Genomic DNA, 13,478 nt, shown 5'->3' with positions numbered 1-13,478 from the left:
TGCCGGGGGCTCCCCATAGGTTTTCACTTCATTTCAGACACACCGGACGGGCATAGGCTTCATGCCCCATAGTATTTCAACTCTCCCCATTCTGATGGCAAGGCGTTCTCATTGCCTGCGACGGCTCACGGCTTGCAAGACCGCTTCAACGCTCGGACTGTGACTAAACGCAAGTATCCGGGTTCTGCGCCTGTTCCGGTGGAGCCAGCCTTGCCCCACCTATGGCATGGACCTGTTCGCTCGCTCAGTTTTACAAAGACTGTATTCTCTGAAATCCGAGGTCATGGCGGGTCTGTCACACAGCGCGTTTCCCTTCGTATCCGGGTGTCTTTTTATTCAATTTTCAATCTGCATGAGGCTTGTCTGAACCTCGGGCCATTGTGACCCGAAGTGTTTTGCCTCTCATAAGCCATTTCATTTTCCGGCCTAAATCGGTACGCCTTACAAAGAATTTTTCAAAATTTTTTCTAAGCGTCGCAGACCTCGCTCGATTGCGACACGAACCACTTTTTCATGGACGCCCTCTGCCCGGGCAATATCCTGTTTGGTCATGCCGAGAATGAAATGAGCGTAAATCCGTTTTGCCTGTTTGTTCGGCAGACTGGCAATCGCCGCATGAAGCTCCTGCATGGTCACTTTCCGCTCATACAGTTCATGGGGAGATAAGGCGACAAAGACAGCCTCATGCTCAATGCCGTCATTCCGGTCAAGGGAGTAGTACGCCTTGTGCCGGTATGTACGCAGACGGTAAGCAGCCTCCTTGCGGTCAAATTCTTTGAACATTTCAGCAACTTCGTCCGATACTTCCATGAAGCAATCCGATGTATAGAATGGGTAATAGTCCCGCAAATTGATAATAGCCATATTGACCTCCGTTTCGGTTGTTGGTTGACGAGTGACCGAAACGAAGGTGGCGGGGAGCGGCACCGGGGAATGGCTTCGGGCCAACATGACCCGAAGCCGCCCCATAAGAACGTAAAAGCGCCCGGGCGGCATGAATCCACACGGACGCATGAAATGACATAATAGTTAAGGTTCCAACAAATTTCGCATACATAGCCGGAATAACCCGGAGGGGGAGCTACGCTTTTTTTAGCTGGTGCAGATCATGGGTACTGTGAAAAAAGACAAAAATAGACACGGCGGCAATCCTCCTATATGCCGCCGTGGATTTACACGGTGTTAGGTCGTCGTTGGTTTAGGATAGACGAAAAGAAACGGCGGCTCTGAAAATCAAAGCCGCCGCTTCATAGGCGCGTGAAAATGTGTCTGCTTTACGACGGCTTTTTTTCTTTTGCCGTCGTCCGGCAGATCATTAGATATATTGCATTTATTTAGTCTTGCGGTTCAATCCTTTCAAAATTAACAATGACAAAATCACACAAACCATCAGAATTACAACGCCGATTAAAACCTGAAACATATTTGCATTATAATAACCAGAGATATTGAAAACGGCTGTCATGGGATATACCGTCTTTAACTGCTGGGACATACTCGCAAATAATCCAGCAAACGAATAAATTTCTGCAAATACCAGAGCCAGCCAATACCCCTTTTTCATCCGCGCTACCAGAGCGATAATAGGCGAAATTGCAAAGAATACGCCTACCCCATCCAGAAAATATATTTTCAGATTTTCTAACACAAGGCCAACGGAAAGTGCTTCTAAATGCAAAACTGCCTCGACAAGAAAGGTAATTGCAAAAAGTAAAAGGTAAATCAGAACGCTGAACACAAAGGCAAGTATCATTTTGGCAAGTGTCAGTTTCACTTCATCTACGGGAATGAGCCGCAGAGATTTTAAGGTATCCTCCTGTTCCTCCCGGCAAATCATATAACTTCCCAATAGGGCAATTACAGCAGGCAGAACATAAAAGGTAGCAAGGGATTGGGCCGCTGTCATAAACCATCCAGCCCCGTCAATATATCGGCGGTCATAGAATGTAAACTGTCCCTGTGCAAAGACGATTAACCCTACCATGACTGTTGCAAACCCAGCAATCCAGAGTATTTTGGAACGGTGGAGTTTCTGGCTCTCCGCCCAAAGCAAATCTTTCATCATTTTTTGCACCTCACTTTCTCCGAACCAATGCCACATTCGCCAATACAGCCGAAGCAGCAGCCCATACACCAATACACAGAAATGCGGCTGGAATATTTAATGGCTGATCGAATACAACACCCGGAATATCATACATAACAATAGCGGTCATACTGGACAGCGGATGTAGGTACATATTCACCATCAAGAGGATAAAGCCGAGGAATGTATAAATCAGCGTCAGGCAAACAGGGAGAATATAGCCCTTTTGCGCTGCGGCAACCGCCAGTACTGGTAACACCGCAAAGGCGGTCAACAGAGAAATTTCCATACACTTCCGCAAAAGATAAAGGACACTTTCACTGTCAAAGGGAATATAACCGGATAGTACGCCGGTCAGAATGGACGCCGTTGCGGTGACTAGCATAAAGCAAATGGAATACACCAGCACCACAGCAAACTTGCTGAAAAAGTATGCCATTCTATTGACCGGTACAATCCAAAGCTGTTTGAGCATATCATACTGGTTTTCGTTATACATCAGCATGGTACACAACATCCCCAGCACTACCGGTAGGATGATCCACGGGGTATAGCTGAACGCTGTCCATTTGTAAAACATAATGGGGTCCACACCGGTTCCTTTGACACTTGAAAAGTAAAATACGGCAGCCAGTGGCATAAAGAGCGCCGCCAGCAGCATGAGCCAGATAAACTTTCTCCGGCGCAGTTTTAGAAATTCAACTTGTATCAGTTTAAGCAATTCCCTCTCCCCCTGTGATCTGTTTGAAATAATCCTCAAGGGTATCATTGCAGATTTGGGAGCTGATAACAGCTACATCCTGCACCACAAGGGCCTTGTTGATTGCCGCCATATCCAGTGCGGTGTCATAAAGCCGCAGGTTGTGTTCGTCCTGCACCGCATAATCGGTCACATGGAATTGCCTTTCCAAAATTAAAGAGGCTTTTGGAATATCCGACACTTGAAGCTGGATGTATTTCCGATTTTTCTTTTCTAATTCATCCATGCTGCTTTCTTCCAGCAGAACCCCGTGGTCGATAATGCCTATATCATCTGCCAACAGTGAAATTTCGGAAAGTATATGGCTGGAAATTAGGATGGTTTTGCCACGCTCCACACTTAAATTCTTAATAAAGTTCCTCACTTCGGCTATACCGATAGGGTCAAGTCCATTGGTCGGCTCGTCCAAAATCAAAAGCTCCGGGTCATGCAGAATAGCGTTGGCAATACCGAGGCGCTGCTTCATGCCGAGGGAATACTTACTGAACAGCTTTTTGTCCTTGTAGGGCAATCCCACAACTTCCAGCGCGTTCTTGACGGCATTGGGCTGGGGTGCCCCTCGCAACTTCGCAAAAATTTCAAGGTTTTCTGTGCCGGTCAGATTCGGATAAAAACCGGGAGTTTCGATGATGGCCCCAATACGGGGATAAATGCGTTTCTCATGGCCTTTGATGTTCTGTCCGAACACATCCACTTCGCCGGAAGTGATTGGTGTAAGGCCCAAAATCATTTTCATAATTGTGGTTTTACCAGCTCCGTTGCGTCCTAAAAGTCCATAAATCCGACCCGGTTTCACATGAAGATTCACAGAATTAACGGCAGTTTGTTCCCCGTAAATCTTTGTCAGCTTTTTGGTTTCAATCACAAGATCACTCATAAAAATACCTCGCTTTCTCATTTTGTTTCGTTCTTCCAGATAACATAGTTGTAAAGGCTGCCATCCGGGAAATAGTTGATGAATACTTTGAAATTGCCTTTGTCACAAGGAATGACAAATTCAACACGGATTTGGTCAGAGTGTTCCGGCACATAGCAGGACACATCCGGGGAAGTGTTCTCCGGCAGCCCGCCCAGCTTATCGACTTCTTCTTCCCATGTTTCCTGTATCGTTTCCGCAGAAATATTGTCCTGTACGCCCTGCGGCAACGCATTGAAGAAAGTTTCAAAATCTCCATCCATCATTTGGTTAAAGTATTCGGTTGCTTCTTCCGTAATGGCCTGTTGGTCAGGAGCCTCGCCGGAAGATGGAGCGGCCTGCTGGCAGGCACAAAGAGAAAAAGCAAGCAGAATACCGAGTAATAAACAACTCAATCGTTTCATAGGTCTTTCCTTTCAGTAAGATTGCTTTTTTAGAGCCACTACGGATGCGGCGGCAAATGTAGCACCGATCAAGAGCAGCGAACCGACACAAACAAGCGGCGAAGTATTGAATAAAACGCCTTGCATCAGGCTTTCTACCATAGCTGCGGCCGCTTCGGAAATATGGGGATAAATCCCCATCACGCTTGCCAGCGGGTGTATTCCCGTAAGATAAGCCGGGGCAATGACTACGGGAATCAGATAAAGCAGCGTTGCGCCAATGGGCAGGATATATCCCTTTGACAGCGCGGAAAGAAACACAATCGGAAGCATGGCTATGGGAATCAGAATACCACCTGCCAGATACAAAAGACCAGCGTCCATCAGTGTTTGGGCGTTCAGATCGGGAAAGCCTCCGGCAATCAGCCCACCGACAACACACAAAAGAAAAGTAATCAGGCACAGTCCTACGGACATCAGAATAACCACAGCGACTTTTGAAAAGTATAGCTGTGCTTTTGTAATAGGGATGATAAGCAGTTCTTTCATCGTGTCATTTTTGTGTTCATCGAAAAACAGTGTCGTTGCAAACATTCCCAGCACAATCGGCAGAAACAGGCTGGACAGATTCTTAAAGGCCAGTGTATAAAGGTCGCCAAAACTATCCATAAAGGGACTGCTCCTTGAAATGCTGCAAGCCCTTTCAATCGCAAACGCTCCAAGCAGAAGTGTTAGAGCCAAAATGCACCAGACAATTTTATTCCGTTTCCATTTCTGGATTTCAGTTGTAATAATCGTCATACGGTTTCCTCCTTTCATGGTTCCAATTATAAAACGCAAACCTTGCCATAACCTTGCCGAGATAAAATTTTTTCAAAAAAAGCTCTGTGGGATCACAGAGCTTTCGGAAGTATGATGATAAAGGTTGTTCCGTTTCCGGGAACACTAGCGGCTGTAATCGTTCCTTTATGAATACTGACTAACTCTTTGGCAATCGAAAGGCCCAGCCCGTTCCCTTTGGCAGAACGGGAGTGATCGCATTGATACATCCGTTCAAAGATATGCGGGAGATCAGAGGCGGCAATCCCGTTGCCGTTATCAGCAACAACGATTTTTGCCTGTTGCTCAGTTTCAGTCACGGTCAGGAAAACTTTGCTTGCATCACTGTGCGTCAGGATATTTTGCAGTAAATTATTGAGAATACGAGTGTAGGCGGTAGAGTCAACACGTGTCATGTATTCTGTTTCAGGTATCTCAATTTCATAGCTAAGATCGTGGTTTTCCAGCAGCGGCACCCAATCAGCCATGATGTCACGGGAAAGCTCATTCAGGTCGCAGACCTCAAAATGAAAAATCTGTTCCCCGGCATCCAGCTTCACCCATTCAAACAGGGCGGTCACAAAATCTTTCAGGTGGTGGGCTTTTTCCATAGCCACCTGAATGTATTCTTCCTTCTCAGCTCCTGTTACCATCTTGCTTTCCACAGCCTCCAAATATCCAACCAGAGAAGCTAGAGGGGTTTTTACATCATGGGAAAGGCTTGTCATAAGCCGTTTATAAGCCTGTTCGGATTGCTTTTGCTGTATAAGCCGAGATTGGCTGCTCATGGCAATCTCGTTAATATCATAACAGATTTGTTTTGTCAGGTCGCTTTCCCGCGCCAATACACGGCGGTTCAAATTCCCGGCTTTTATATCGTTTAGGGCATCCCTAATAAGAAAAAGCTGACCACGGACGCGGTGAAGTTTTCCCAAAAGATAGCTGATTACCAGCAAAGCAATCAATAAGGACAACAATAGATAAAGGTTAATTTCCATGCTCATGCCTCCTTGTTAAAGCGATACCCTACACCGCGGACAGTCTGAATATAAAAAGGTTGTTCTGGATTTGGCTCGATTTTTTTTCGCAGTTTACTGATAAATGCCATGAGGTTATTGTCGTCAAAATCATATTCTTCTGTCCACACCTGCGTATAAAGTTGTTTTTTAGTAAAGACCCGACCCTTGTTGGACGCCAAAAATAGAAGCAAATCAAACTCTTTGCCGGTCAAGTCTACCGGGAGATTTTGAACCGTTACGGTTCGGTTGATTTTATCAATTACCATATCTTTCAGAAGCATGGTGGCGGCTTCGTTTCCGGTCACAGGGTTTAAGGTGGTATAGCGCCGGATTAGAGAATTGACACGAGCCATCAGTTCGTTAATTCCAAACGGCTTTGTCAGATAATCGTCTGCTCCCAGCCGCAGACCAGAAACCTTATCTTCTTCGTCGCTTTTGGCGGTCAGCATCAGCACCGGCACATTGTTTTTCTCTCGGATTTTCTGCAATACTTGAAACCCGTTCATATCTGGCATCATCACATCCAGAATAATTAGTGAACAGGTATCCTTGTTTTTTTCCAGTAGCCTCAGACCCTCTAAGCCGCCATGTGCTACTACCGCAGATAAATTTTCTTGTTCCACACATTTTTTCATCAAGGCACAAAGTTTCTTGTCATCGTCTATAATCAAAACACTATTCATGTTTCAGCAACCTCCCTTGTTTTGTCCGGCCATCAATCGGCTTTTCCGCAGCTTTAGGGATCAGCCAAACACCAGCCATTTTCACAGCGCCGGGGATACGCCCACCGGCGCAATAATAATTTACCCTACGAGCTGTCACGCCCCACTTTTCGGCGGCCTCTTTCAATGTCATATAGTCCATTTCGCACCTCCACAGGATATATTATAGTTCTCTACCTCGAATAATACAAGTTAGAGCCCACATGGATGCGAAATAAAATACTACTTAATGTAAAATCTCATTACATTCTCATAATTTAACCCGAAATGTAGAATGATATAGGGTGATATGAGAATGAACCAAGATGAAAGAGGGTTTGACTTTCACGGCCTCGGGGCAGCTCTCAAACGAGCCAGAGAAGAAAAGGGCTGGACACAAGCCTATGTTGCGGAATTAGTAGACCGTGACTCCCGTACCATTATGAATATTGAGAACAAAGGTCAGTATCCCAGCTTCGACCTTTTTGTTAAACTTATTACTATGTTTGACGTTTCAGTTGACCAGTTTATTCATGCGGACGGAGGGGCAAGGTCAAGTTCTTGCAGAAAGCACATTGATGTGCTCCTAAATTCTATGAATGAAAAAGAGCTTGTTGTAATAGAAGCCACAGCCGAGGGCATTAAGAAAGCCAGAGAAACGGAGGTTCCAGAATATGATATGTACCCCCTTTACTGGACACCCAGTAGAGGGGGTATTATTATGCGGTACACATATGAGTACAAAAGGAAATGTGTAGAACTGTATCGAGAAGGAAAATGGCCAGAAACGCCGGAAGGTGTTAGCGATAAATCCTTTCGGGATAAAGTGAGACTATGGGTAAGAGCAGAGGATAGCCGCGGTCCAGAAGCACTGAAACACAAAAATTTCAACAGGAACTGGACACCAGAAGAACGGCTGGAACTAGTATCCCAAGTAATGTCCGGAAAATCCTGTGTGTCAGTGGCAATCGAGGCCGGTATTCAAGATAGACTATTGTATCAATGGGTTCAAAACTATAAAACAAAGGGGTATAATGGCCTGGTAGAAATGAAAAAAGGACGTCCAAGTAAAGGGGTACCCCAAATGAAAAAGGAAGAAGCAAGGCCACTGAATGAATCCGAACGAGAAGAATTGATCCGGCTTCGGGCAGAAAACGAGTATATAAAGGCGGAGAATGAAGTTATAAAAAAAGAGATCGCCTTGAGAGAAGAGAGGCACGCAGCGCAACTCAAGGCGAGAAAGCAGCGATCATCAAAGAGCTGCGTGAAAAAGGATACCAATTGAAATATCTGTTGAAATCTATGCAGATGGCACGGTCTACCTATTATTTTGAGTTGAGCAAGGCCGATCAAGTTGCTGTTCGAAACCATTGCTTGGCAGATGAAATCAAAGACATTTTCTCACAGCATAAAGGCCGCTACGGTGTGCGAAGAGTATATCAGGAACTGATAAAGCGCGGCCACAAGGTCAATCATAAGCGGGTACAACGGCTTATGCACACTATGGGGTTGGCAGGAAAGCGCCCAAAGGAAAAGTATCATTCCTACAGGGGCGAGGTCGGCAAGGTTGCTGAGAATATCCTTGACCGGGATTTCAGCACGACAGCTCCTATGCAAAAATGGACTACCGATGTATCTCAGTTCGGTTTTTCGTGGGGGAAGTGTTATCTCTCTCCCATACTCGACATGAACACAAACGAAATCATTTCTTATGATTTATCTCAAAGTGCCAATATGGAACAGATCCAGAGAATGTTGGCCGGCGCCTTTACGAAGTTTCCCTCTGTAGATGGCCTGATCTTTCACTCTGATCAAGGGTGGCAGTACCAGCACGTGTACTTCAGGCAGGCACTTAAAGATCACAAAATCATTCAATCCATGTCAAGGAAGGGCAACTGTTACGACAATTGCATCATGGAGACCTTCTTTGGACGGATGAAAAACGAGATGTTCTACGGGCATGAAAAAGAGTATTCCTCTTTTGAAACATTTGCCAAGGCTGTTGACGGCTACATAAATTACTACAACAACGAAAGAATCCAAGAGAAAACAAAATGGATGCCTCCTACAAAATTCAGAGAGGCATCCATGTGCACCTAATTCAATTTTTCATGTGTCCAGAATTCTGGGTACATATCAATAAGGGCCTCTGTTTTTTTGCGCCATTTTAGGGGCTGCCGCTAAGTGGCAAGCAATGCCTCTGTGGCCACAAGTGGCACAAAGGCGGCTTGTTGGGGCTCGCCCCAAACCCGTATCTTCGGGCCAACATGGCCCGAAGTGTCAGCGTCGCTATGCTCCTTATTTTCATAACCTTAACGCTCCTTTTCCTGCTTTCTTCCCGGCTCGGTGTAGCCCATCAGAGTGTCAATGTTCGCCTTGATTGTGACGATCTCCTGCATATCCCGTCGTGCCTTCTGGTATTCTCCATAGAGCTGTTTTTTCTTTGCTGTGAGCTTACAGCCTTCTTCCTTCAGCACATCCATTTTGGGGAGCTTTGCCCCGCCCAGCAGAGAGCGCATTTCCGCTTGTGCAGCCCGGTACAGTTCAAGGTCGGCCTCATGCTCCGCAAGAAATTTCCGGCTGTACTTCGTCGCCTTATACTGCTCAAAGACCGGACGGGTTTTGGCATACTGAACCGTTGCGGCCTTTAGCCCGGCATTGGTTTTCATGGTCTGTTCTGTCTGCTTGATCTGCTCGGAAATGGCATGGAAACGGTCTGCCGCCTCGGTGGCCTTCTGCGCCAACTGCTCATAATCGGTCAGGCCATTGTCCTGTATATAGGCAAGAGCGGCGGCCATCTGCTTAATGTTAAATACCTTCGCCCAGCGTTCATATCCCGGCCCTTTACCGGCAGCCAGCTTCGCTTGAATATCCACCGCCAGACTGATTTTCCGCCCCGAGCGCCCGGAGCGTTTTTCTTTGCCCTCAATGGCGGACAGAACATCTTGCAAGTCGTAGCCGTCCCCCAGCGTGGAGGCACGCAGACGGGTGAAGCGTTCCTGTCCCTGCCCGGTCAGCCGGAAGCTGATACCGCCGCCCCGAACCGTCTTGACCTCATACCCGGCCCCCTTCATCAAATTGAGAAATTCGTCCAGATCAGCGGGGCGTTCCGCCAGCGCAGTATCAATAGCAAGGCGCAGTCGGTCCTGATAGGAAAGCGGCCCTTTCCGGTCTTTCTGCCACTCCCCATAGTTCCGATACTTGCTCTTGCTCCGGGGCTTCGGGTTCTCCACGATGGACAGCCCGTTTTCAAGGCACAGCCTGTCAGAGAGCCGCCGAAGGGCGAAGCTGGAGCCCCAAAAATTTCGGAATTTCCGGGTGCAGTCAAGGGTGGTGGAGTTGTAATAAATGTGACAATGGATGTGCTGCTTATCGGTGTGCGTGGTAACGATAAAAGCGTGCCGCCCCTTTGTCCAGCGCATAGCCAGCTCATAGCCGATACGGTTCGCCTCCTTCGGGGTGATCTCGCCCGGATAGAAGGATTGTCGTATCTGATAGCACAGCACATTATTTTCTTTCTTCTGTTCCCGGCCCGTCATAGCGGCATAGCTGGCCTTTGCCAAAAGGAACTCGTCCGCCACGGTGGCCGGATCACATTCATAAGCGGAGATGTACTTTCCACTTTCTGTTTTTTCCGGGTTCTTGCCATAGTCCAGACAATCCCGGATAGCCTCAGCAATCGTTTCGCCTTCGGCCGCATGGCGCTGCAACAAAGTTGTAGTAGCCAAAAATCATCCCTCCTTTCCATAAGAAAGAGGCGGCCCATTCAGACCGCCCCGACTTCGGGCCAACATGGCCCGAACATAAGATATTTGCCAAAAACACGATAGACTCCAACTTGATTTTGATGTAAAATATATATAATAAAGGATTGTTAAACGGGGGTTATACATATGGGGACGATATTTGTTGCCGGGACTTACGGTGTAGGGAAAAGCACATTATGTAATAAATTGTCAACCGCATTAAAAATCCCAGATTTTTCTGCCGGTGATCTCATTAGTGCAGTCAACGGTGAAACTTATGGAGCAAATAAAGTGGTTAGAGACAAAGATGCTAATCAGAATATTTTGGCCTCACAAGTCAAGCAACTTCTGAAATCGACCCCTAGTATTATTCTTGCCGGACATTTTTGCATATTTGATATAAATGGTAATGTTGATACTTTGCCGAGTAGGGTGTTCTATGATCTGGAAATAGAAACCATACTTTTGCTAGAGGCCTCGTCCTTACAAATTATAAAAAATTTGTCCATGCGAGACAAAAAAGAGTATTCCGAAAGTCAAATTTTACTTTTACAAAAAGCAGAACACGAAAAGGCACATGAGATTGCTACAAGCATAAATTGTAATCTGTATGTTCATCATATGCTTTTTGATGAAACTGATATTACGAGTTGCTTATCTTATATAGAAAGGGGCCCCAAATCATGAGAGCTTTGCTTGACACAAATATAATCATCCATAGAGAAAACAAGCGTGTTTCCAATTATAGTATTGGACACCTTTTTCGATGGTTGGATAAGTTAAAATATGATAAAGTAATCCATCCATACTCTATATCCGAAATAAAAAAATATCGAGATCCAGAAACGCAAGAGGCTATTTCGGTAAAGCTGGAATCATATGAGGTAATCAAAACCATTAAGGAACCAGACGATTCTTTTTTAGAATTGATCGGAATTCCGGAAAAATCGCAAAATGACATGATTGATGATTGCCTATTGTTTGAAGTATATTCAAACAGAGTTGACATACTAATCACGGAGGATCGGAGACTAAGAAATAAAGCTATAAAGCTAGGTTTAAGTGATAGAGTTTTTTCAATAAATGCATTTATCAGTGCAGCGACGGCTGAAAACCCAAGTCTCATTGAATATAAAATGCTTGCCGTTGAAAAAACCTATTTCGGAAATGTTGATTTAACCGATTCTTTCTTTGACAGTTTCCGTATCGCTTATCCAGGATTTGATAAGTGGTTTGCTCGCAAGTGCGATGAAGAAGCTTACATATGTAATACGGATGCTGGAAAAGTACTGGGATTCCTCTACTTAAAAACAGAAGGTGTCGATGAGAATTACTCAGATATTGTTCCGCCCTTTAAACCGATGCGTAGATTAAAAGTAGGAACATTTAAAGTTGAATCTACCGGATTTAGGTTGGGTGAGCGTTTTGTTAAAATTATTTTTGACAATGCCTTACAACGCAATGTTGACGAAATTTATGTAACACTCTATACAGATAGAGAAGAACTGTCCGCTTTGGCTGCATTACTGAAAAGGTGGGGCTTCACTGAATATGGAGTAAAAATTGGAAATGGGAAAGAAGAACAAGTTTTAGTAAAAAGGATGAAAGATTTTGATCATAATATTTCTTTTCGCAAAAACTTTCCCAACATTCAGTATGATTGCAATAAGTATATTTTGCCGATTTTCCCACAATATCACACCACACTACTCCCGGATTCCAAACTGAACAACGAGAATAAAATTGATTTTCTCGGAAGAGAACCTCATAGGTATGCATTACAAAAGGTCTATATCTCGTGGGCTCCCGGAAATGGTGTAAAGCCCGGTGATCTAATTCTGTTTTATCGAACAGGCCCCGAAGGTTCAAATAAAAAATATACTTCGGTTGTTACAACAGTCGCTATGGTGGATGAAATTATTAGCAATATTCATTCTCAGGAGGAACTGCTTAGTATCTGTCAGAATCGAAGTGTCTTTTCTACCGAAGAATTGAAAGGCTTTTGGCGTGATCATAGGCGTAATTTAAAAGTTTTAAAATTTATATTTGTCAAAAGCCTGAGCAAAAGATTAACATTGGGCTACCTTTGGGACCATGACATTGTGTGTGCTCCAAGGGGGCCTAGATCGTTTATGAAATTGAGTGATGAACAGTATAATCAGATTATGCACGATTCTGAGACGGAAATTAAGTATGTAGAATGATGAGGATTTAATTTTGAAGGCGATTCTATTATCAATAAAACCAGAATATGTTGATAGGATATTGGCTGGTACAAAAAAATATGAATATCGTAAACGGCTAGCACGAAGTAACAGTTCTGTTCTACTTGTATATAGCACATCTCCGGTAATGAAAGTAGTGGCAAAAGTTGAAATACTGGGGACTATTTGTGCAGCTCCCTCCACCTTATGGGAACAGACTAAAAGTAACGCGGGCATTAGCAGAAAAAAATATCGGGAATATTTTCATGGGTGCAAAACAGCATACGCCTATAAATTAGGAAAAGTGGAAATATTTGATCCTCCACGAGATTTATTAGATTACAATATCACACTTGCCCCGCAATCTTTTTCGTATGTAGATATAGAATAAAGCAGGAAAGGGTGGCCTCAAGTCACCCTTTCCTGCTTCGGGCCATGCTGACCCGAAGTTAACTTGTCAGAAACCGGTACAGAGCGGATTTGCCTCCGTCCAGCGCCCAGAGAAGGGAGCCCGCCGCCGCTTGCAGTCCATACGGCGAAAGAAGGAAGGCAAGAAACAGAAATACAATCCCGCCTATGGGCGTCGGCGTGAAAAAGAGAGCGATACCCAGCACCACCAGGATCACAGAGGCAATCGTCAGCAGGACGGCACAAATATCAAACAGGAACACCAGCAGAGCCGCCAGAAGGGACAACGCCAGAGCGAAGGGCGCAACCAATATTTTCAGCAGTATCTTCATCTTCAAAACCTCCTTTATCTATCCTTCCTACCTCTATTTTATCATGCCTGCCCGGGGACATAAATGTTGCGAAAGATTAGTAAATCCTGTCCCAAAACTTCGGG

At 45.1% G+C, this 13,478-nt stretch carries 16 protein-coding genes and 1 pseudogene; 6 read left to right on the top strand and 11 right to left on the bottom strand.

The genetic code is table 11. The annotated features are described in order from the left end of the window. Window positions 1-441: 441 nt before the first annotated feature. From PGZ10_RS00170 to PGZ10_RS00130, 9 genes are all read right to left on the bottom strand, one after another. Complete coding sequence (locus PGZ10_RS00170) at window positions 442-864, bottom strand: RNA polymerase sigma factor (RefSeq protein ID WP_270540420.1); 423 nt, start codon at window positions 862-864, stop codon at window positions 442-444. 466 nt (window positions 865-1,330) lie between these two features. Further along, window positions 1,331-2,065: an ABC transporter permease gene (locus PGZ10_RS00165; protein ID WP_158403957.1), complete on the bottom strand. Its 735-nt coding sequence runs from the start codon at window positions 2,063-2,065 to the stop codon at window positions 1,331-1,333. Window positions 2,066-2,075: 10 nt separating this feature from the next. Beyond that, window positions 2,076-2,807, bottom strand: a complete 732-nt coding sequence (locus PGZ10_RS00160; protein WP_270540419.1) for an ABC transporter permease — start codon at window positions 2,805-2,807, stop codon at window positions 2,076-2,078. Further along, entirely contained in the window at window positions 2,800-3,723 is a 924-nt protein-coding gene (locus PGZ10_RS00155; protein ID WP_117962495.1) for an ABC transporter ATP-binding protein, read from the bottom strand. The genes PGZ10_RS00160 and PGZ10_RS00155 overlap by 8 nt, the downstream gene beginning before the upstream one ends. Before the next feature lie 17 nt (window positions 3,724-3,740). Further along, window positions 3,741-4,166, bottom strand: coding sequence for a DUF3887 domain-containing protein (locus PGZ10_RS00150; protein WP_270540418.1), 426 nt, complete (start codon window positions 4,164-4,166; stop codon window positions 3,741-3,743). A gap of 12 nt (window positions 4,167-4,178) precedes the next feature. Beyond that, a complete protein-coding gene (locus PGZ10_RS00145) occupies window positions 4,179-4,946 on the bottom strand; it encodes an ABC transporter permease (RefSeq protein ID WP_270540417.1) in 768 nt (255 codons plus the stop codon). Window positions 4,947-5,038: 92 nt separating this feature from the next. Continuing rightward, a complete protein-coding gene (locus PGZ10_RS00140; protein WP_270540416.1) occupies window positions 5,039-5,962 on the bottom strand; it encodes a sensor histidine kinase in 924 nt (307 codons plus the stop codon). Window positions 5,963-5,964: 2 nt separating this feature from the next. Beyond that, window positions 5,965-6,666: a response regulator transcription factor gene (locus PGZ10_RS00135; RefSeq protein ID WP_005945175.1), complete on the bottom strand. Its 702-nt coding sequence runs from the start codon at window positions 6,664-6,666 to the stop codon at window positions 5,965-5,967. Then, window positions 6,659-6,847, bottom strand: coding sequence for a helix-turn-helix domain-containing protein (locus tag PGZ10_RS00130; RefSeq protein WP_270540415.1), 189 nt, complete (start codon window positions 6,845-6,847; stop codon window positions 6,659-6,661). Before PGZ10_RS00130 ends, PGZ10_RS00135 begins: the two co-directional genes overlap by 8 nt. 153 nt (window positions 6,848-7,000) lie before the next feature. Between PGZ10_RS00130 and PGZ10_RS00125 the strand changes: the two are divergent. The 3 genes and pseudogenes from PGZ10_RS00125 to PGZ10_RS00115 all read left to right on the top strand — a co-directional run. Continuing rightward, window positions 7,001-7,357, top strand: a pseudogene (locus PGZ10_RS00125) (helix-turn-helix domain-containing protein); the annotation flags it as partial. Between the two features lie 6 nt (window positions 7,358-7,363). Further along, entirely contained in the window at window positions 7,364-7,969 is a 606-nt protein-coding gene (locus tag PGZ10_RS00120) for a helix-turn-helix domain-containing protein (RefSeq protein ID WP_081029182.1), read from the top strand. Further along, window positions 7,933-8,784: an IS3 family transposase gene (locus PGZ10_RS00115; protein ID WP_330674206.1), complete on the top strand. Its 852-nt coding sequence runs from the start codon at window positions 7,933-7,935 to the stop codon at window positions 8,782-8,784. Before PGZ10_RS00120 ends, PGZ10_RS00115 begins: the two co-directional genes overlap by 37 nt. A gap of 212 nt (window positions 8,785-8,996) precedes the next feature. Here the strand turns inward: PGZ10_RS00115 and PGZ10_RS00110 are convergent, their stop codons facing one another. After that, window positions 8,997-10,412: a relaxase/mobilization nuclease domain-containing protein gene (locus PGZ10_RS00110; RefSeq protein ID WP_270540414.1), complete on the bottom strand. Its 1,416-nt coding sequence runs from the start codon at window positions 10,410-10,412 to the stop codon at window positions 8,997-8,999. A 165-nt stretch (window positions 10,413-10,577) separates the two neighbouring features. Here PGZ10_RS00110 and PGZ10_RS00105 point away from each other — a divergent pair, with 165 nt between their 5' ends. Genes PGZ10_RS00105 through PGZ10_RS00095 form a run of 3 tightly spaced genes read left to right on the top strand, consistent with a single transcriptional unit; the run spans window position 10,578 to window position 13,025 of the window. Further along, window positions 10,578-11,117 (top strand): ATP-binding protein, encoded by a 540-nt coding sequence (locus PGZ10_RS00105; protein ID WP_117891143.1) that lies wholly within the window; start codon window positions 10,578-10,580, stop codon window positions 11,115-11,117. Next, window positions 11,114-12,634 (top strand): hypothetical protein, encoded by a 1,521-nt coding sequence (locus PGZ10_RS00100; protein WP_178105406.1) that lies wholly within the window; start codon window positions 11,114-11,116, stop codon window positions 12,632-12,634. Before PGZ10_RS00105 ends, PGZ10_RS00100 begins: the two co-directional genes overlap by 4 nt. Before the next feature lie 13 nt (window positions 12,635-12,647). Beyond that, entirely contained in the window at window positions 12,648-13,025 is a 378-nt protein-coding gene (locus PGZ10_RS00095; protein ID WP_270540413.1) for an ASCH domain-containing protein, read from the top strand. Window positions 13,026-13,083: 58 nt separating this feature from the next. Here the strand turns inward: PGZ10_RS00095 and PGZ10_RS00090 are convergent, their stop codons facing one another. Then, window positions 13,084-13,374, bottom strand: a complete 291-nt coding sequence (locus PGZ10_RS00090; RefSeq protein ID WP_175301783.1) for a CD1845 family protein — start codon at window positions 13,372-13,374, stop codon at window positions 13,084-13,086. Window positions 13,375-13,478 lie beyond the last annotated feature (104 nt).

This window comes from Coprococcus sp. AF102-57, assembly GCF_027686195.1.
Taxonomy (GTDB): domain Bacteria; phylum Bacillota; class Clostridia; order Lachnospirales; family Lachnospiraceae; genus Allocoprococcus; species Allocoprococcus comes.
Note: the sequence above shows the minus strand (reverse complement) of the source record. Positions and strands in the feature narration are given on the sequence as shown.